Genomic DNA, 19559 nt, shown 5'->3' with positions numbered 1-19559 from the left:
CCGGACACATCTTGGGCTGGATCAGCCATGCACCTCTTCGAGGAGCGACCGGTCCCAAAGGTCCGCCGACACATCGCGACCCAGCAAGGCCAGCGTTTCGATGTTTGCGGCGACAGTGTCATCAGTGAACCAGCCAAAGCCGTTTTCGGCGGTCAGGTCCGAAAACATCAGCGGCACTTGCCGTTTTGCCTGGAGCTTTTGCGCCTCCAACTCGAGGCCCGCATCTGGGAACATGTCGATGGTGAGTGCTGCAGCCGCATCCGTATCGGCCATGTAGTCGTTCCAGCCCATCACCTCGCCCTTGAGCAGCGCAATCAGATCGGCGCGCCGGTTGGCGATGGCGTCTTCCGTCGCGATGTAGGTCTGGGAATGGAGCGCATAGCCGTGATCGGCCATCAGCATGGTTGTGTTGTCGACCCCCTGCACGGTCATCGCAACAGGCAGGTCGGTCTCCCAACACAACAGGCAATCAACTTGCCCGCTGACCAGAGGGGCGGGGTCGTATTGGGTCGGTACAATCTCGATGTCGTTAATGTCTACGTTGTTCAGCGTACACAGGGCTTGCAAAACGGGCGTGTTGGCGACTGCCATTCCGATGCGCTTGCCCACCAGATCTGCGGGCGTGTTGACCGGGTTGCCCGCCAGCGAGGCGATGGCAAAGGGGTTCTTCTGCATGGCCACGGCGATGATCTTGAACGGCGCCCCTTCGGCGACTGCTGCGGCGGTGTAGTCGGCGGCCGAAATTCCGACGAGTGCGGTGCCCGAGACGACGGGTGGTTCAACAGGGGCGTTTGGCCCCCCCTGACTGAGCGACACATCAAGGCCCTGATCGGCCCAGTATCCGTTTTGCGCCGCGATATAGCTGCCACCGAATTGCACGGAATGCAGCCATGACAGCTGGAAATTGACCGAACTGGCCGCGAAAGCCGGCACGCCTGCGGCTGCAGCGGCCACCCCCGCTGCACTGGTCTGTAGGAAGAAACGGCGGGTGAGATGGGCAGGTTGTGTCATGGTGTGTCTGGTTTCCCTTTGGTTGGAAGATTCTCGAAAAGGTTCTGACGGAAAAGGATGAGCCCGGCAGGCAGTGCCGCAGCAAAGAGGACTACCCCGTAGGTGATCCCGGTGGCGATGCCCGCGCTGGCCGGTGCCCCGATGATCGGAAACAGCACGGCAGCGGCCCCTTCGCGCCAGCCCCAGCCGCCGACCGACAGGGGGATGAGCATCGCGCAAAGGACCAGCGGGATGAGTGTTGTCCATCCTGCGATGGGTATGATGACACCCGTCGCACGGGCACATGCATAAAACCCGAAGATCAGGCACAGCGTCGTGATCGCGCCCAGACATAGCATTGCAGGCCGCCGGGCTAAACGCAGGATCTCGGCAACAAAGCGGCCAGTGGCATGATCCTGCCGGGACAGAACCCATGTCGCGACACTGCACCCTGCGAGCACCGCCAGAACGATCCACCCCGATGCACCCCAATCCGGCCCACCCGGCATCAGCATCGCCACGGCAAAACCTGCAAACATGAGACCGAGAATGGCAATCTGGCCCAGCATCCGCTCCGCCATCACGGATTGTGCCGCGCGGGTGAGATCGGCGGCTTCCCGCGCGCGCACTGCGCGTGTCACATCGCCTGCGACACCGCCCGGCAAAACAGTGTTGATCAGTTGGGCAAGGTAGTATTCGCGCACCGCCAAACCGTAGCTGATGGACATGCCAAATGCGTCCGCCGCGGCTTTCCAGCGGGCGGCCATCGACAACGTGGCCGCCGTCAACGCCAGTAGCGAAAGTGCAATCCACGTCATGTCCGCGCCACGCAAGCGTGCTAAGACCGCTGCGGCATCAGTCCACCACAGCAGGGCCGCCAGACAGCCTGCCGAAACGCCAAGTCTGATCAGGCGCATCCTCATTGCCCGACCTTCGCCGAAACATGCGGGCGGGTGAATGCGTCAAGAAAGTCGTTGCGGAAACTGTCCATGCGGCGCACCGGACCGTCGGCGGCGGGGATCAGACCATCGGTCCAGTCCCACGCGTCGATCAGGTCCAGTACCTGCGGCGGTCCGATCATGTGTACCGCGACATCCTTGTTGTCGCTGCCCGCCACAAAGCCTGCCGCCTGATGGTCGCCCGCAACGATGACCAGTGGCGCTGCGTTGCCCAGACGCGATACGTGCGAAAACGTCGCCTGCAACGCGTAGTCGACAGAGCGGCGATAGGCATCGCGTACCGCGTCCCTGTCCCGCCAAAGGTCTTTCGGCGCGGGCCCACGCGTGGCCATGTCATTGAACACCGTCCCGTCCCCTACAGCGTCCCACGGCACCATATCGGGGATGGGTGTCCAAGGTGCATGCGATGAAATCAGGGCGATTTGCACGAAATCGGGGCGCGTGTCGCCGGGCAAGAGCGCCGGATAGGCGGCCAGCGTAAATTGGTCCGGCATCGTCACCCAGCGAAACTTTGCGCCCGCATAAGGGATGTCTGCTGCCGGAAGGATCAGATCGAAGCCCATCACAAGGCTTTCGGGCCAACCCACTGTAATCGCCGGCATGATTGCGGACGTACGGTAGCCCGCATCCTGGGCAAAGTGGAACAGCCACTTGTGTCCGCTGGCCAGCATCGCGTTGTAGCGTCCGTTGTCAGACGTCCAAAGCCCACTGGCAAACGCCCCATGCGCGAGCCAACTTTGCCCGCCCGCGGTAGGCGAGGTAAGCCAACCGCTTTTCATCGCCATGCCGGTTTGCGCAATCTCTGCTTCCGCTGCTTGTAGTGTTGCGAGGTGCGTCGGTGCGTAAAGCGGATTGTCAAAACTCGCGCGGCCATAGCTTTCGATCCAGATCAGGATCACATCCCGACCGTCAAGCGCATTCAAAAGCCCGGCGGCGTCGGCATATGGGTCGTTCTGCGCCTCTTCGGCGAAACGCGCGAGTTCGATTGCCGTTTCCCGCATTTCAACCCCGCGTTTGACGGTCAGCCGGGTTGTCCATGCGGTGCCCGGCGGGCTTTTGTCGAAGCGCCAGTGCTCAAGGTGATGGCCCGCATCCGCCGCCGCCCAACCTGTCCCTAGCAGTGCCAGAACAGCCGCCGACGCACGTATCTGAGGGGCGGGGAAGTGGGCGGTCCAAAGGCGTAAACTGCGCTCAAGCGCCAGAAACAGCAGAACCAACAGAAGGGCGGTGCCGATGACCGCCAAGCCTGTCAGCACACCGCCGACGCTGTCGCGCAAGAGCGAGAGCCCCGCGCCGATCAGAAATGTATCGAGGATTGGATTGAAAGTGCGGTTGAAAGCGCTGAACATCGCGTAATCGGCTACTTTGATCACGACGGCGACAAGCAGCAGCAGCGCAACGATGTGTGTAATGATCAGCCTCCGCCCAACGGCGACCATACCCAGCAGCAGTACGGGCAGTTCCAGAGGCCAGCGGTTCAGCGCGCTCCATTTCATTGTGCCGGGATGGTTCGGCAGTACAAGGACGGCAAAGATCACCGCTGCCGCGAGAGCCAGCCCTGCCGCACGCTTCATGCAGTGCGCCTTGTGGTAAGCCAAAGGACATCAGCCAGAAACGACCAGCTTAGCAATACGGCGGCCAAGATGCCGACGGGTACGACCATCACCGTTGGCGTCAGCGGGAAGATCAACAGGATCAGCGCCGCAATCTGCACCACGCAGATGGCCTTGCGCCGAAAGGATGGCGGTAAGGGCGCCTGTAGTGCGGGCCAGACGAACGAGGCTGCGACGAAGGCGTACCGCATGAAGCCGAGGATCAGGATTTCCGGACCGGTTGTGCCGCTCATCAGCAGCCATAACGAAATCACCGCTCCCAAACCGGCGTCCACCTCCATGTCGAAGCGCGCCCCGAAGTCGGACACAAGGTCCGCGCGCCGCGCCAGCCATCCGTCGACGCCATCCAACGCAAAGGCCGTCGTGGCCACCGCACACACCACCCAAACGGACAGGTGCGGCGCAAACACGGCCCCGGCCAGAAATGCGAGCATGGCGGCCCGTAACAACGTCACCGCATTGCACAGACCCAGCACCGGATGCACGTAGCTTTGAACCAGCCCGTAGCCTGCAATCGTGACGATCCCTGAAAACAGCACCAGTGGCGTGATCGCTGCGTCGAGCAAATGAAATGCCGCAAAGGCCAGCAGCACAGCCAGAACAGCAGCGACGCCCAGAAAGCCACCTAGCGGTGTGCGGCTTTGGGCGGTCTGCGCAACAAGGTGCGGTGTGCTACGAAACATGTGTATTTCCACTCAATTCGGCATTCAATCTAGGTCAGCGCGCAGGTTAGGACACCTTGGATAACACTTGGCCGCACGGAATATTCAACCATGTCACGGAACTGTGACAATAGCCTCCAGCGGAAGATGGTCGGACGCCACTGCGATCTTGGGCGTTTTTACCGCGCGCATCTGGTGCACTTCTCCCGGAGCATCCGTCATGATCCGGTCCAGAGGTAACAGCGGCCTTGTGCTTGGAAAGGTGGGCCGCACCGGCCCGCGAAGTGCGGTGCCAACCAGCCTGCGGTTGAACATCAGCCCACCCCAATGCCGCCATTCGTTCAGGTCCCCCAGCAGAATGGTCTGCATCTGCGGGCGACGGCGCAGGTACTGGCCGATGACCCGCATCTGAATGATGCGCAAGGGCTGGGACAAAGATAGATGCGTTGACATGATACGCACAGGACGGTTCCCGCACCGCGTTTCGACCGCTACGGCCCCGCGATGACAATGACCCGGCAGATCGATCAGGTCTGCGTGGAGGCGTGGCAGGGATGGCGCGAGAAACAGAATGGTGCCCAAAAAGCCGTCGCTGTCGGACCCCCATCGCATGGCGGGGTCATGAATATACTCCAGCCCCGTGCGCGCGGCGATGTCTTGCATGTCGAAGATTCGCGCATGGGGGCGGCATTCCCCGTCCGCTTCCTGCAAGGCGAGAATGTCCATGTTCAGGGGCGCTAAACCCTGATCAATCGCATCTACGACGCGGTGCGGATCGACCTTGCCATCGCGCCCCTTTGCGCGGTGCACATTCCACGTTGCACATCGAAGCTGCCCAGCCTGCATCCGATCAAACCTGCATTATTGTTCTGACGCCCTATATTGCGGGTACCACATTTAGACCGCGCGTCCCCTAAAGGCGTCACTTTGCCCGGCCAAGGGTCATCGCGCGCAAAACAGGACAAATGACATGATGCGCACATTCCTTGCCACGACAACCCTCGTTACAACCCTTGCCGCAACGGCCCACGCCGATATGGCGCGCTATGAGCTGGATACGGAACACACCGCCATTTACTTTACCGTGGACCACATCGGCTATGCCAAGACGTTGGGGATATTTACGGAACTCAATGGCAGCTTCAAGTATGACGCGGATACGCAGGAACTGGGCGATGTTGCGGTGACGATCAACGCCGGATCGGTCAACACGTTCAACGAAGCCCGCGATGGGCATGTGCGAAACGCCGACTTTCTGCACGTAGCAGATCATCCCGAAATCACTTTTGTCGCCAGCGGTGGCACACCCGGTGACAGCACGTCCGGAACCGTCACTGGCGATCTGACGATACTTGGCGTGACCCAGCCCGTGACACTGGACGTGAAACTGAACAAGGCGGCGGCATATCCGTTTGGCCACAAACGCGAAGTATTGGGCCTATCGATGTCAGCCACGATCCAGCGCAGTGACTTCGGCATGAGCTATGCGGTGGACAACGGTCTGGTCGGCAATGACGTCAGCATCAACATTGAAACCGAAGCGATGAAGATGGAGTGATCCCAGCCCGGAGTGGGGATAGGCCGACAGTGGTGCGCCTAACGATGGGAACACACCGTAGGTCAGTGCATCCCGGAAACGGGTGGGGCATTGGTGAGCACAGGTCTGCGTAGTCTGAGAGTGCGATGCGCTTCCTCGTTATGGCCGAGCTTCATCAACACGTTCACGTAGGCCAGTTCGATCAGGTCGCGTTGCGCACGGCTTCCACCAAAGCGTTCCGTCGTTGCCATGACATCGGACAAATGTTCCAAAGCGCCGGTCCAATTTCCGCGCGCGATGTCACCCCATCCCCTCGCAACCGGACGCACCAGATCGCCCGCGAACCCTTTTGCCGTCTCGGCAATGTGGGCAAGCCGTTCGCCATTCCCGGCCATGGCATGACACAAGGCGGCGTGCATATCGGCAAAGCTTTGCCCTGTTTCGGGAAAATACCGGGCGGCATACGCGCTGAGGTCTTTCCAACGCTCGGGCCGGACCGAAATTCCGGCCAGTTCGGCGCGATAGAGTATGGCTGCCGTGTCCGTAAGCACATTGATGGGCAAGCTGTCTGATGCACCCGGTGTGACGCCGTTGTCGACCACGTCCCACATGGCGACCTCATCCCCATCATGCAGCGCCCAAAGGGCGATGTGCCAGCTGAGATGGCCGTGCAGGACTGCTCTGCTGTCGTAGTCCTTGATCCATTCGGAGAGATAGGCGCGCCCTGCGGTGATATCGCCGGCCTCGTACTGGGCGTGAGACCAGAAGTGGGCGCCGTTGGCATTTCTGGGATTGAGGGCCAGAGATTTTTCCATCAGCGACCGGGAGGCCGCAATCCGCCCCGTTTCGCAGAGCGACAGCGCGTGCATCGACATCATCCACCAATCGCCCTCATAGTGGGGTAGCAGCGCTTCGGTGTAGGCAAGCAGCTCTGCCTCGCGCCCGACTTCGCCCGAGAACCCGATCAGCCCGAACACATTTGTACACAGCTGCGCTATGAGCGTGTCGCGCGGGTAGTCCCTTACATGCGCCTGCACGAAGTTTCGGGCATCGTGCGGCCTGCCATCCAGCAACGCTGCGAAAGCCGCCAGATGTCCGCGTTCTCTGTCATCCGAGCCATTGGCCAAGGTCTGAGCGCGTGCGATTGCCTGCTTGGCCTCCGGCATTCGGCCTTCCATCATGAGTGCGCGAGCCAATGCCGCGTGACCCAGTGCAAAATCCGGATCAGCATCCACACATGCCTGGAACGCCTTGCATGCGCCGTAGTCCGCGCCAAGAAATTGGCGCACGCCTTGGTCATAACAGTCCCGGGCGATAGAGCTTTGTGTGGCGATCACATTCCCGTAGTTGTCGCAAAGTGTCATGGTCCCGCCCTTCACTCAATTTGCGCCGAGCCTATGGAAGAAGCTGCGGCAATCCAGTTTTTTCTTCTTGGCCGGGTCGGGCATGAGGCAAGTGATCATCGTTTGCAATACGGCTTGGAACAGCACAACTAACCCGATCAGGGCTAACGCGAACCACCCATGCCATGCCGCCTAGCTGATGTAGGGCGCGTCTGATTTTGCAAGTATTTTCTCCATGAGCCTGCTGGCCCGAACAGCATCATCGACATCGACTATCGGCGCTTTTCCGTCTCGCAGCGCGACGAGGGAAGCGCGGAAACCATCGGCGGGCGTCGGCATCGGGCCATCGTGGAGCACTGTTTCTTCTTTTTCGCGGTGGCGTCGCAAGACGCGCCCACCTTCAAGACGAACCTCCCCATGTTCGCAGACGAGGTGCATCGACAGCATGACTCTCGGCGCTGCGGCACTTGCCCAAACATGAATTAAAGCGCCGTGGTCGGAAACAAGCGTGGCTTGGCCTTGGGTGTCGAACCCTTGTTCACAAGCGCCCGAAGCGGAGTGTGTTCTGTCCAGATCACAGGAGGTTGCCGCAATCGGACCCAAGATTACCCGTGCCGCGTCAATCAGATGAATGGCAAGATCGGCAAACGCACCACCCCCCATGCGATCCGGGGAAAGATGCGCGGGCCAGCGTTGCAGCCAACCGTCGAGGAGACCCGGATGCGCAAAGGCGAGATGGGCAAACCGGATATCTCCCAGATTGGCATCCAGGCTGGCCTCGGCGAATGTCTTGAACGCAGTGGAATGGCGCAGGAAGAACCCGAGGTCGGCGCGCGTGCCAGCAAGCTTTAGTGACTGTGCAATGCTGCTTGCCTGAGTACCATTCAGTGCCAGCGGTTTTTCGACGAACACAGCGGGTGCCGTCAGTTGCGCGCACACGTCGTCGTGGGACCGAATGTCGGTGAGTACAACAGCGATGTCATGCGGTGGCAGATCCTGCTGTCTGTCGAATTCGGGTGGTGAATGTGGCAAGTGTCTGCGGGTCTTTTCATCCACGCAGGCAATCCCAACAGTCTCGACCCAAGGCAGGTCGTGGCAGACCGCCAGATAATCTGGGGTATGAACATGGGATGTACCAATAAATGCAAAGCGCATGGACGGGAGCCTATCTGGACGAACGTGCGAAGTCTCGCGTGCGGATAGTCGTTGATGCTGGAGCGATCAATAAGTTCAGCGCTGATCCGACGTTTGGCGTTACATGGTAATGGCTTGGGACGAGGTCGCTCGGTCACTGGATGCTATCGGAGATGATTAACAAAGCCCGCATTGACGAGCACGTCAAACGCTTGGTGCACCGCGTCCGGCACCTTGACCTCAGTTTGAAAACCGCGTGTTGCGTAAGTCTGCATCCGATCAAGATCTCCGACCATTTCACAAATCAGGGCGCGTTCGTCGTGATGCGGAAGCGGCTGCGCCTCGAAGGATGTATTCGGCGCGGTGATCCGCGCCCGCATGCTTGACCACTGCTTTTTCACGGTGGCTTGGCACCGACGTTGCGTCTGTGGCTTCGTCACGAAGATGGCCTGCTTTGCCAATGGCACCATGTCTGCACAGAAGCGGATATTCTCGCCGATATTGGTGGCGTGGGTCTCAAGCGAGATTGCGTCGGCCGGAACGCCCTGCGATATTGCGTGATCCTTGAACGCGTCCGCCTCGCTTGCCGAGAACAGTTCACGTGTCCAGTTTCCACGCGCGCCAGTGAAGATGATGTGGTCTGCAAACCCGTCGTGAAAAAGGTTTGCGCAATGTGCAGCGACACGAAGGTCATATGAGCCAAGACCTATGATGACTTCGCAAGGTTCAAGATCGTCATAGACACAATGGAAATCCCAAAGGACGCGTGCGGCTTCGCGGATATCGGTCACTGTGGTTCTCCCGATTGGGTGAGGTGCCCGTTGGGACCGACGTACCGGAAGATACTCACGCTGAAAAGTCCATGTGCGCTGGCTTGCCTGGGCACAAATGCTGAAAAAAGATTGTGCATTTTGCCCGGATCGATGTTGCCAAATAAACGGACTGAATTAATAGGCATCGTCGAAAGGCCGTTCAGCCTTCCCATGTCACGGTTGCGTCTCCGGCCTGCAGATCACCTCCGGCACGATCAAAGCGAAGATACGCGATGGCATTGTTCCCCGCGCGCGACAGCAGGGTGCCTGCGGCCCTGTCACCTGCCATGATGGCGGAGCCCGGAGTGGCGTCACCTGCGACAGTGACCTTCGCCAGTCCTTTGCGAAGGGTCGTCTTGTGCTTCATGCGCGCCGTGACCTCTTGGCCCACATAGCAGCCCTTGCGAAAATCGACGCCGTGGATCGCCTCGAACCCAACTTCAAGGATGAAGGTGTCGGGCGTGAGTTCCACGCCGGTTTCTGGGATCATGTGGGCCACACGCAGGGCGGTCCAATCAGTGGTGTCGTCCGTTTGGGGCGCGTCGCGATAGGCGCGCCAGCCCATTTCAGAGTTCCGTGGGTCCGCAAATCCGTCTGTGGGTGCGTCACCCAGCCCGCGGTGCAAATGCAGGGATGTGTCCTCAATTGTCACATTGGCCCGCAATTTATACATGCCGAGCCGTTGTCGCAGCATGTCGGCTTGATCCCCGTGCGCATCGAGAAGGACCGCATCGCCGTCGGGCACAAGAAAGAAGTCCGCCATGTATTTGCCTTGCGGCGTCAGGAGGGCTGCATAGACCAAGCCGTTGTCGAGCCCGTTCACATCATTGGTCACCAGCCCTTGCAGGAAGCTGTGCGTGTCAGGCCCGGACAGGCGAAAGATGTGGCGGTTGGACATGTCGGTTCCTTTTCCTGCGCTCCCTTGTCATATAGCAGCGCGTTGACCATCCGAAAGGGGCGCCGGGGTGCCTGCACCGATCTCTGTCATTGTACCGACGCTGAATGCCGAAGGTGCCTTGGGACCGTGTCTTGAGGCGTTGATGGAGGGTGTGGACGCCGGGCTGATTGCAGAATTGATCGTAAGCGATGGTGGATCGACGGATAACACCAAGATGTTGGCTGATGCTTGGGGCGCAAACATCATTGATGGCGCGCCGTCACGCGGTGGCCAGTTGCGTCGCGGTTGTGCGGCAGCGCGAGCCGAGTGGTTTTTGATTGTGCATGCCGACACGGTTCTGTTGCCCGGATGGACTGATGTGGTTGCAGCGCATTTGGGGCAGGGGGATGCGGCATATTTCCGGCTGGCCTTTGATAGGGGCGGCCGGGTGGTTGCAGCGTGGGCCAATCTGCGCGCTCGTGTGTTTGGACTGCCCTACGGTGATCAGGGCATGCTTGTGCGCCGTGATCTTTATGCCAATGTGGGCGGGTATCCAGACATTCCCTTGATGGAGGACGTGGCCCTTGCTCGTGCGTTGCGCGGCAAGTTGGTGGGCTTGGATGCCGTGGCCGTGACCAGTGCGGAGAAGTACCGCCGTCAGGGGTGGGTGCGCCGTGGCGCGCGCAATCTTTGGACACTAATGCGCTATTTTGCAGGTGTCAGCCCAGACGTGCTTGCCGCCGCATACCGCCGTTAACCGAACAGCCGTGACCGCAAACGCGTAAACAACCCACGCGAGGGGCTGGCCTCGTCCCGATCACGGAACACATCCGACAGCGGCGCGTCGATCACAGTTTTGCCGTCCTGAAACTGCAAGCGATAGAGATCGGCGTAAATGCCGCCACGGTCGAGCAGTTCTTGATGCGTGCCGGTGTCCTTCACTTCGCCCCGATCCATCACGATGATCTGGTCGGCGCCGCGTATGGTTGACAACCGATGTGCGATAACCAGCGTTGTGCGGCCGGCTGACAGGCGATCGAGGGCGTTTTGCACGACCTTCTCTGATTGCGCATCGAGGGCCGAGGTCGCTTCATCCAGAAGCAGGACGGGTGTGTCGCGCAAAAGCGCACGAGCAATGACAACCCGCTGTCGCTGGCCGCCTGACAACGCCGAGCCGCGCGGGCCGACATGGGTGTTCAGGCCGTCGGGCAACGTCTCAACGAAATCGGTGACATGGGCCGCGTCCATCACCTCTTTCAAGCGTTCGTCACTGACATCGGTCCGCCCCAGCAGGATGTTTTCGCGCAAGGTCTCGTCGAAGAGCAGTGCCTCTTGCGTGACGACCGAGTAGAGGCCGCGGAGTGCTTCGAGATCCATATCAGTTGTGGAAGTATCACCGATGTAAACCGCGCCCGACATTGGATCGATCAAGCGGGTGAGCACGTTGAAGATGGTGGACTTCCCGGCGCCCGATGCGCCGACCAGCGCCGTGATCTGCCCGGGTTTGGCGGTGAGCGATACGCCCCTCAGCACCGGCGCATCGCCATAGGACAGTTCGACATTGTCGAGCCTGATTTCGGGCACACCTGCCGGTGCGGGTTTGGCGTCTGGAGGAGATGTCAGCGCCAGCGGCGTGTCCATCAGTTCCTTGACCCGTTCGATCGACGCCGCTGCCGTCTGCCACAACCCGGAGATGGCCCCAAGCCGCCGCATTGGATCAAAGGCAAACCCCATGGCAGTGAAAAACGTCATGAACTGGCCAATGGTCTTGTCGCCCGAGATAATCTCGGACCCGCCATAAAGGATCACGGCCATAAACCCTACGCCCGAGATGATGTCGATCATCGCTGGGATTGCTGCGCTGCCAAACGCCGTCTTCGTCTGTGTTCTGATGAAGCGTTTTGTAAGGCTGCGATATTGGCGGGCCTGATAGGCTTCGAGAGCGTTCAGTTTCACCTGAACGATACCGTGAAAAACCTCGTCCAGCCGGGTCGACAGGCCCGCGCCCAGATCGCGTGACTTGCGCGCTTGTTTGCGGACATAGCGCTGGGCCATGGCGGCGGGCAGGACCAGCAGGGGAATACCGATCAAGGCCAGCAATGCCCAGACCGGATCGACGCTTACGGCCACACCAAAAAGCACCATGAGGCCTAGGAAATCGCGCCCGGCACCGGTGATAATCGCGCGCCAAACCTTGCCAACAGCGCCAACATCCCCCTGAACACGCTGGATCAAATATCCGGGTGGATGGGATTGGTGAAAGGCACCGTCCTGCAGCATGATCCGGTCAAGAAGGTCCATGCGCAGGGCGGCAGATGTCTTGAGCGCGACCTGCGTAAGGATCAGCTTTTGAACCACTGAGGACGTGGCACGGACCACAAAAATCCCGATCACAAAGACACCAACCCAGATCAGCATTTGACTGTCACCGGCCACGAACACGCGGTCGAACATCGGTTCCATCATCTTGGCCAGCGCACCAAGCATCGACCCTTCGATCAGCATGAAAAGGACGGCAATGCCCATCAGGCCGGAGTGTTTTTTCAGGTAACCGTGCCAGATCCAGCGCAAAAGTTCGCGCGAGCTTTCGGTCGGTTGTGGTGGGGGTGTCTTGTCGGTCACACGTGGTGTCGGTCGGCGTTGTGCCGCGCTCCGGTAAGGGACGATGGACGATAGCTCTACCGTGGTGGGCAAGGCGGGGCAAGCATTGAGCGCGGCTTGGCGCGCGCCGCCGATTGATTGACGCTGCGGCGCGGCACGCTAGGGTGCCTTCAAGATGTTCCACACCACCACGGCGGAGACCTTTCATGACATCATCACTTTCCGGTCGTCCGGGTCGCGAATACCTCGCTATTCCGGGCCCGTCGGTCATGCCGGACGCCGTGCTGCAGGCCATGCATCGGGCTGCGCCGAACATCTATGCGGGCGAGATTGTGGACATCTCCGCGAGCCTCGTGCCCGACCTGAAGCGCGTTGCACGCACGGATGGTCACGTTGCGATGTACATCGGCAATGGACACGCGGCCTGGGAAGCGGCCTTGGCCAACACCATTCAACCCGGTGACGCCGTTCTGGTGCCTGCCACGGGCCGGTTCGGTCATGGCTGGGCGGACATGGCCGAAGGCTTGGGGGCAGAGGTTCAGATCCTTGATTTTGGCAAACGTGCCCCTTGGGACATGGACCAGATCGCTGCGGCGTTGCGCGCCGATGCCGGCCATAAGATCAAAGCCGTCCTCGCTGTGCATGTCGACACGTCGACGTCGATCCGAAACGATGTTGCTGCGCTGCGCGCGCTCATGGACGAGGTGGGCCACCCTGCGCTGTTGATGGCAGATTGCATCGCATCGCTGGGCTGTGACGTGTTCGAGATGGATGCGTGGGGTGCCGACGTGATGGTTGCGGGCTGCCAAAAGGGTCTGATGGTGCCGCCGGGCATGTGCTTTGTCTTTTTCAACGACAAGGCGGACGCCGTGCGCCGCGCGATGCCCCGCGTGAGCCGCTATTGGGACTGGTCATCGCGCGCCAATCCCGAAGAATTCTACATGTACTGGAATGGCACCGCGCCGACCCATCACCTCTACGGGCTGCGCACGGCGTTGGACATGATCCATGGCGAAGGGATGGAAGCCATTTGGGCGCGCCATAGGACCCTCGCCAAGGCCATTTGGGCGGCCTGCGAGGCATGGGGCGATGGCGGGCCGCTCGAATTGAACGTGGCAGATCGCGGGGATCGCAGCTGTGCTGTGACCGCACTGCGCCTTGAAGCGCCGCAAGCCACCGCCTTGCGGGACTGGACAGAGCAAAACCTTGGCCTGACCCTGGGCATCGGTCTCGGCATGGCTCCACCAGGTGACCCGGCGTGGCACGGTTTTTTCCGCCTTGGCCATATGGGGCACGTGAACGGTCAGATGATCATGGGGTTGCTTGGCGGGATCGAGGCCGGTCTGACGGCCCTTGATGTGCCGCATGGTGCGGGCGCGCTGGATGCGGCGGCGCGGGTGATTGCAGCCGGTTAGGCGGCGCTGTTAGCCCCTAGACCTGCTTGCCCCGCCGGATCGAGGCCGCTTGCCGTTCTGCCGCCCAGACTTTGCACCGGGCAATCAGGTGGTTCACGCCAAGCGCCAGCAATACGGCTGCGATCAAGCCCCAGATGGCCCAAATCGCCACGAGGATCCATGTGATATTCACCCCGAACATCACGATGCAGGCGCTGGTGTAGTTCGGTGCAGTTCCGATGGTGTGATCGTCCATGACAGCCTCGGGCGTTGCTCTTCCACCCGCTGACTATAATGCCACATTCGGGCCTGTCAGCCCCCGCTCGCGTCTTTGAGAGCGGCGGGGAGGGCTGTGGCGAACGCGTCCAGGTTTTTGGGTGTGCCGCAACTGATCCGAATGCACCGATTTTGTGGCGCGGCAAAGGGCATCCGCACGAAGATGCCTCGCGCGATCAGTCCGTCGAGTACTGCTTTGGCGAAAGTCCCGTCGCTGCCGCAGTCAATGGCAACGAAGTTGGTGGCTGAAGGCAGTGTCGTCAGCCCGTTGTCTTGGGCAATCTGGTCAATGCGAGTCCGCGCTGCTGCGATCTTGCCCAGAACGTCAGCGAGGTAGGCTTGATCCTGCAAGGCCGCCAGTGCCCCGGCTTGTGCGGCCCGGTTCATGCCGAAGTGGTTGCGCACCTTGTTGAACGCATCGATCAGAGGGGCCGCGCCGATGGCGTAGCCCACCCGCGCGCCTGCCATGCCGTAGGCTTTGGAAAACGTCCGCATGCGGATCACGCGGGCATCGTTCGGGTCGATGACCGGAGCCGTGCCGTCGGGGGCGGTGTCGATATAGGCCTCGTCCAGCACCAGCACTGTACCGTCCGGCAGGGTGTCGAGCGCTTGCTTCAGTGCTTTGCCGTCGTGCCATGTGCCCATCGGGTTGTCAGGGTTGGCGAGGTAGACAAGTTTGGCATTTGTCTCAGCCGCTTTGGCAAAGAGGGCCGCCGGGTCTTCGTGGTCATCCAGGTAGGTCAAGGTGTGCAGCGTGCCGCCAAAGCCTGCCACGTGATAGTTGAAGGTTGGGTAGGCCCCCAGTGACGTGACCACGTGATCGCCGGGGCCGACAAACAGCCGGGCAAGGTAGCCCAAGAGCCCATCAATCCCTTCGCCCACCATGATGTGTTTGGCGTCGATGCCGTGATGTGCCGCAAGTGCCTGACGCAGATCATGATTTTCGGGATCGCCGTATTTCCAGATGTCGGTTTTCGCCATCGCTTCTGCCACGCGCGGCGAGGGGCCGAAGACGCTTTCATTGGCACCAAGCCGTGCATCGAAGGCGGCAGCCCGGGCGCGCTCCTGTGCTTCGGGGCCGACGAAGGGCACGGTGGAGGGCAGGCTGGCGGCGAGCGGGGTCAGGCGGAGATCGGTCATGCTGCGAGGGGTAGCGTGGCGTGGGCATGTGGGCAATGCCCTTACGTTTTGCTGGTGCGTTGGGCGGCTTTGGGGTTGGGTGTTTGCACAGAGGAGGCCCCCCATGTCTGACCGCGTATCCGTGACGTATGAAAACCACATCGCCCATGTGCGCCTGATCCGTGCCGACAAGATGAATGCCGTGGATCAGGCGATGATTGATGGCATCATCGCAGCGGGCAAAGACGTGGCGGCATCTGACGCGCGGGTCTGCGTGATTTCCGGAGAGGGCAAGGGGTTCTGTGCGGGCATTGATGTGGGGGGCTTGGGGGCCATGATTGGTCAGGATCCCAATGAGTTACTGATGCCGCGGACCCATGGGGAGGGTACCACGAACCAGTGGCAGGAGGTGGCCATGGTATGGACCCGTGTTCCCGTGCCTGTGATTGCTGCGGTGCATGGGGTGTGTTTTGGCGCAGGTATGCAATTGGCGCTGGGCGCGGATATTCGGATTGCAGCGCGGGATGCGCGGTTTGCCGTGATGGAGATGAAGTGGGGGATTGTGCCGGATATGGGCGGCATGGTGTTGTTGCCGCGTCTTGTGCGGTCAGATGTTTTGCGCAAGCTGACCTATACAGCTGAGCCTGTTTCTGCTGAGAAAGCAGAGGCTTGGGGGTTGGTGACCGAGTTGGCGGACGATCCTGTGGCTGCGGCCATGGATCTGGCGGAGGCGTTGACGTTGAAGTCCCCGGCAGCCTTGCGAGCGGCGAAGGCATTGATTGGATATGCCGAGACCCATGCGCAGGATGATGTGTTGCTGGAGGAAAGCCGCGTGCAAGCCGGATTGATGGGCACGGCCGAACAAATGGAAGTGGTGGCCGCGCAAATTCAGAAGCGGGCGCCCGTGTTCAAGGGGTGAGTCGCGCCGTGCATTTACCTTGTTTTCATGGAGGTTGACGCCGCTGCATAGGGTGTCACCCCCCGTGCACCATGCGTACACCCCCTGTGCACCCCCAACGAGCGGATGTTTGGGGGTTAACGCAACGTGCGGTGATCCAAAGGGCGCTTCGCGACGCGATTCATTTTTGTGGTTGGGGGCCAGCCCCCAAACCCCCGGGATATTTTTGGCCGAAAGAAGGGATCAGAGTTCCTTGAGGCGGGTGAGAGCTTCTTGAAGTTTGGCCTCTTCCTCTTCGCGCAGGGCGAGGTTGGCTTTGGTTTCTTCGACCACTTCGGGCGGGGCGCTTTGGGCGAATTTCGGGTTTTTGAGCCGACCGCGCAGGCCGCCGAGTTCCTTGGCCAACTTGCCGAGGGTTTTTTCGAGCCGGGCGATTTCTTCGCCCACGTCGATGACGTCGGCAAGCGGCAGGCCGAAGGTGCCGCCGGAGACGGCGAGGGCAACGGTGCCTTTGGGGAAGTCGGTGACGTCTTCGAGCGACTCAAGCCGGGCGAAGCGGTGGATGAGCGCCTTGTTGCGGTCATAGGCCACCTTGGCCTCTGGCTCGAACCCTTTGACCACGCACGGCACGTAGGCCCCGGCGGGCACGTGCATCTGGGCGCGGGCGGAGCGGATGGCTTCGATCAGTTTGATGACCCAGTTGAGTTCTGCGTCAGCTTCCGCATCCACCATGTCGGTGGTGTAGGTGGGCCAGTCGGCGTGGATCAGGCGTTTGGGGCGCTGTTTTTGCTGCCACAGTTCTTCGGTGATGAAGGGCATGATCGGGTGCAGCAGGATCAGGCATTGATCGAGTGCCCAGGCGTAGGTGGCCTTGGTTTCCTCGATTTCCTCTGGTGTGCCCTCGTCGAAGATCGGCTTGGTGAATTCGAGGTACCAGTCGCAGAACGTGTTCCAGGTGAAAGCATAGAGCGCGCTGGCCGCGTCGTTGAAGCGGTAGTCGGTGAGGGCCTGATCGACGGTCTGCCGCGTCTTGGCGATTTCGCCTTTGATCCAGCGGTTGAGCGGGTGGTTGGTTTCGGGGATGTCGGCGCTGTGGGGCACGTCGAAGGTGCCGCGCATGTCGCCGTAGCTGGCGGCGTTCCAGAGTTTGGTGCCGAAGTTGCGGTAGCCCGCGATGCGCTGGGTGTCGAGTTTGAGCGTGCCGCCGAGCGACGCCATGGCGGCGGAGGAGAAGCGCAGGGCGTCGGCGCCGTATTCCTCGATCAAATCGAGCGGGTCCATGACGTTGCCGGTGGATTTCGACATCTTCTTGCCCTTGGCGTCGCGGACAAGGCCGTGGAGGTAGACGGTGTCGAAGGGGACTTTGTCGGTGACAGCCAGTTGCATCATCATCATGCGGGCGACCCAGAAGAACAGGATGTCCTGGCCGGTGATGAGGTCAGAGGTCGGGAAGTATTTTTGCAGTTCGGGCGTGTCCTCGGGCCAGCCGAGGGTGCCGATGGGCCAGAGGCCGGAGGAGAACCATGTGTCGAGGACGTCGGGGTCGCGGTATAGTTGAATGCCTGCGTTCGACATTTGCACCGCATCAACCAGATCATCGGCTTCGTCGATTAGAACCAGTTTTTCGCCGTCGTCGTCCAATGAAACTTGGGACGGGTCGATCAGTTCTGACTGATAGTATCCAAGGGCTTTCTTTTTCGCATCCTCAAAAGTTGCGGCGCAGAATGCGGTCGGATTCTGATAGTCGAGCATGTCTTGCGTCGCGCTGAAGCCGTTGCCTCGATGCGCGGTTTTTGAAACTGATGGCCCATACCAAACCGGGATCTGATGTCCCCACCAGAGTTGACGCGAGATGCACCAAGGTTCGATGTTTTCGAGCCAGTGGTAATAGACCTTCTCTCCGCTCTCGGGCAGGATTTTGACATCGCCGTTCTTGACCGCGTCGAGTGCGGGGCCGACGATCTTGGCGGTGTCCACGAACCATTGGTCGGTGAGCAGGGGCTCGATGACGACTTTGGAGCGGTCGCCGAAGGGCTGCATGATGGGTTTAGACTCGACCATGGGGATGGTGGGCAGATTGCCCACCCTACGGTCGGGGTCTTCCTCGGCCTCGGCGTCATAGTCCGGGTTGGGGATCATGACCGCGTTGCCTTCGGCCGTGATGTCGGCAACGACACGTTTGCGGGTGTCTTCGCGGGTGAGGCCGCGATATTCATCCGGGACGAGGTTCATGGCCGCGATCATGGCCTCGTCGAACACCTGTTCACCGTTCGCGATGGCTTGGGCCACGGCGGCTTCTTCGGCGTAAGGTCGCCCGTCGGCCCGCATGTTCGCCTTTGTGTCCATCAGGTTGTACATCGGGATGCCGCCGCGTTTGGCGACCTGATAGTCGTTGAAGTCGTGGGCCCCGGTGATTTTCACCGCGCCCGAGCCGAAGTCGGGGTCGGGGTAGTCGTCGGTGATGATCGGGATCAGGCGGCGATGCTCTTTCGGGCCGACCGGGATTTCGCATAGTTTTCCGACGATTGGGGCGTAGCGTTCATCCGATGGGTGAACCGCAACGGCCCCGTCGCCCAGCATGGTTTCGGGGCGCGTGGTGGCGATGGAGATGTAGTCACGCGTCTCTTCCAGCGTGACGTTTCCGTCCTCGTCCTTTTCGACGTAGGCGTAGGTCTCACCCCCTGCGAGCGGGTATTTGAAGTGCCACATGTGGCCGGGGACTTCGATGTTTTCGACTTCGAGGTCGGAGATGGCGGTTTCAAAATGCGGGTCCCAGTTGACCAGCCGCTTGCCGCGGTAGATCAGGCCCTTGTTGTACATCTCGACAAAGACCTTGATGACGGCGTCGTGGAAGTTGCCCTCGTTCCCTGCGGGTGCACCCGGGGCGCCGGACATGGTGAACGCTTCGCGCGACCAGTCGCAGGAGGCGCCGAGGCGCTTGAGCTGGTCGCGGATGGTGCCGCCGCTTTCCGCCTTCCATTCCCAGATTTTCTGGGTGAACGCCTCGCGCCCCAGTTCTGTCCGCGACGGCTGCTGGGTTTCAGCCAAGCGCCGTTCGACGACCATTTGCGTGGCGATGCCTGCGTGGTCGGTGCCGGGCTGCCAGAGCGTGTCGAAGCCGCGCATGCGGTGCCAGCGCGTCAGGATGTCCTGCAGCGTGTTGTTGAAGGCGTGGCCCATGTGCAGGACGCCCGTGACATTGGGCGGCGGGATCATCACGCAGTAGGTGGCCGCGTCCGTGCGCGCGTTGGCGCCCGCCTTGAAACAGCCTGCGGCTTCCCAGTCCGCGTAGATGCGGGCTTCGGCCTCTTTTGCGTTGAATTTGCCCAGTGCCATGGTGGTGG

17 protein-coding genes are annotated in these 19559 nt (G+C 60.8%); 4 read left to right on the top strand and 13 right to left on the bottom strand.

What is annotated here, in order from left to right; translation table 11 throughout:
* Positions 1-21 precede the first annotated feature (21 nt).
* The 5 genes from Q1A32_RS14650 to Q1A32_RS14630 form a co-directional block, all read right to left on the bottom strand.
* Positions 22-1011 (bottom strand): ABC transporter substrate-binding protein, encoded by a 990-nt coding sequence (locus Q1A32_RS14650; RefSeq protein WP_299654607.1) that lies wholly within the window; start codon positions 1009-1011, stop codon positions 22-24.
* On the bottom strand, positions 1008-1907 hold the full coding sequence (locus Q1A32_RS14645; protein WP_299654604.1) for a lysylphosphatidylglycerol synthase transmembrane domain-containing protein: 900 nt from the start codon (positions 1905-1907) through the stop codon (positions 1008-1010). Before Q1A32_RS14645 ends, Q1A32_RS14650 begins: the two co-directional genes overlap by 4 nt.
* Positions 1908-1909: 2 nt before the next feature.
* The gene (locus tag Q1A32_RS14640; RefSeq protein ID WP_299654601.1) at positions 1910-3523 is read right to left on the bottom strand and encodes a sulfatase-like protein; all 1614 of its coding nucleotides are present in this window, start codon (positions 3521-3523) and stop codon (positions 1910-1912) included.
* On the bottom strand, positions 3520-4245 hold the full coding sequence (locus tag Q1A32_RS14635; RefSeq protein WP_299654598.1) for a CDP-alcohol phosphatidyltransferase family protein: 726 nt from the start codon (positions 4243-4245) through the stop codon (positions 3520-3522). The genes Q1A32_RS14640 and Q1A32_RS14635 overlap by 4 nt, the downstream gene beginning before the upstream one ends.
* Positions 4246-4338: 93 nt before the next feature.
* On the bottom strand, positions 4339-5070 hold the full coding sequence (locus Q1A32_RS14630) for an endonuclease/exonuclease/phosphatase family protein (RefSeq protein ID WP_299654595.1): 732 nt from the start codon (positions 5068-5070) through the stop codon (positions 4339-4341).
* A 124-nt stretch (positions 5071-5194) separates the two neighbouring features.
* Between Q1A32_RS14630 and Q1A32_RS14625 the strand changes: the two genes are divergently transcribed.
* Positions 5195-5782, top strand: a complete 588-nt coding sequence (locus Q1A32_RS14625) for a YceI family protein (RefSeq protein WP_299654592.1) — start codon at positions 5195-5197, stop codon at positions 5780-5782.
* Between the two features lie 62 nt (positions 5783-5844).
* Here the strand turns inward: Q1A32_RS14625 and Q1A32_RS14620 are convergent, their stop codons facing one another.
* The 4 genes from Q1A32_RS14620 to Q1A32_RS14605 form a co-directional block, all read right to left on the bottom strand.
* A complete protein-coding gene (locus Q1A32_RS14620) occupies positions 5845-7125 on the bottom strand; it encodes a tetratricopeptide repeat protein (RefSeq protein WP_299654589.1) in 1281 nt (426 codons plus the stop codon).
* 171 nt (positions 7126-7296) lie between these two features.
* Positions 7297-8259: a Gfo/Idh/MocA family protein gene (locus tag Q1A32_RS14615; RefSeq protein WP_299654586.1), complete on the bottom strand. Its 963-nt coding sequence runs from the start codon at positions 8257-8259 to the stop codon at positions 7297-7299.
* Positions 8260-8402: 143 nt separating this feature from the next.
* Entirely contained in the window at positions 8403-9029 is a 627-nt protein-coding gene (locus tag Q1A32_RS14610) for a YdcF family protein (RefSeq protein WP_299654583.1), read from the bottom strand.
* A gap of 181 nt (positions 9030-9210) precedes the next feature.
* Positions 9211-9948, bottom strand: a complete 738-nt coding sequence (locus Q1A32_RS14605) for a folate-binding protein YgfZ (protein WP_299654580.1) — start codon at positions 9946-9948, stop codon at positions 9211-9213.
* A gap of 67 nt (positions 9949-10015) precedes the next feature.
* Between Q1A32_RS14605 and Q1A32_RS14600 the strand changes: the two genes are divergently transcribed.
* Positions 10016-10684, top strand: a complete 669-nt coding sequence (locus Q1A32_RS14600; protein ID WP_299654577.1) for a TIGR04283 family arsenosugar biosynthesis glycosyltransferase — start codon at positions 10016-10018, stop codon at positions 10682-10684.
* On the opposite strand, the gene Q1A32_RS14595 is transcribed toward Q1A32_RS14600, so the two are convergent.
* Positions 10681-12549: an ABC transporter ATP-binding protein gene (locus Q1A32_RS14595; protein WP_299654574.1), complete on the bottom strand. Its 1869-nt coding sequence runs from the start codon at positions 12547-12549 to the stop codon at positions 10681-10683. The two genes, Q1A32_RS14600 and Q1A32_RS14595, sit on opposite strands and share 4 nt — an antisense overlap.
* Positions 12550-12734: 185 nt before the next feature.
* On the opposite strand from Q1A32_RS14595, the gene Q1A32_RS14590 reads away from it, so the two are divergent.
* A complete protein-coding gene (locus Q1A32_RS14590) occupies positions 12735-13943 on the top strand; it encodes an alanine--glyoxylate aminotransferase family protein (RefSeq protein WP_299654571.1) in 1209 nt (402 codons plus the stop codon).
* Between the two features lie 16 nt (positions 13944-13959).
* Here the strand turns inward: Q1A32_RS14590 and Q1A32_RS14585 are convergent, their stop codons facing one another.
* Together Q1A32_RS14585 and Q1A32_RS14580 are read right to left on the bottom strand one after the other, a co-directional pair.
* Positions 13960-14178: a hypothetical protein gene (locus tag Q1A32_RS14585; RefSeq protein WP_299654568.1), complete on the bottom strand. Its 219-nt coding sequence runs from the start codon at positions 14176-14178 to the stop codon at positions 13960-13962.
* Between the two features lie 56 nt (positions 14179-14234).
* Positions 14235-15338, bottom strand: a complete 1104-nt coding sequence (locus Q1A32_RS14580) for a pyridoxal phosphate-dependent aminotransferase (protein ID WP_299654565.1) — start codon at positions 15336-15338, stop codon at positions 14235-14237.
* A 103-nt stretch (positions 15339-15441) separates the two neighbouring features.
* Between Q1A32_RS14580 and Q1A32_RS14575 the strand changes: the two genes are divergently transcribed.
* Positions 15442-16236 (top strand): crotonase/enoyl-CoA hydratase family protein, encoded by a 795-nt coding sequence (locus Q1A32_RS14575; RefSeq protein WP_299654562.1) that lies wholly within the window; start codon positions 15442-15444, stop codon positions 16234-16236.
* A 222-nt stretch (positions 16237-16458) separates the two neighbouring features.
* On the opposite strand, the gene Q1A32_RS14570 is transcribed toward Q1A32_RS14575, so the two are convergent.
* Positions 16459-19551 (bottom strand): valine--tRNA ligase, encoded by a 3093-nt coding sequence (locus Q1A32_RS14570; RefSeq protein ID WP_299654559.1) that lies wholly within the window; start codon positions 19549-19551, stop codon positions 16459-16461.
* Positions 19552-19559: the final 8 nt, after the last annotated feature.

The organism is uncultured Tateyamaria sp. (assembly GCF_947503415.1).
In the GTDB taxonomy this organism is placed as follows: Bacteria; Pseudomonadota; Alphaproteobacteria; order Rhodobacterales; family Rhodobacteraceae; genus Tateyamaria.
The sequence above is the reverse complement of the archived record's forward strand: the minus strand, read 5'-3'. Positions and strand labels throughout refer to the sequence as shown.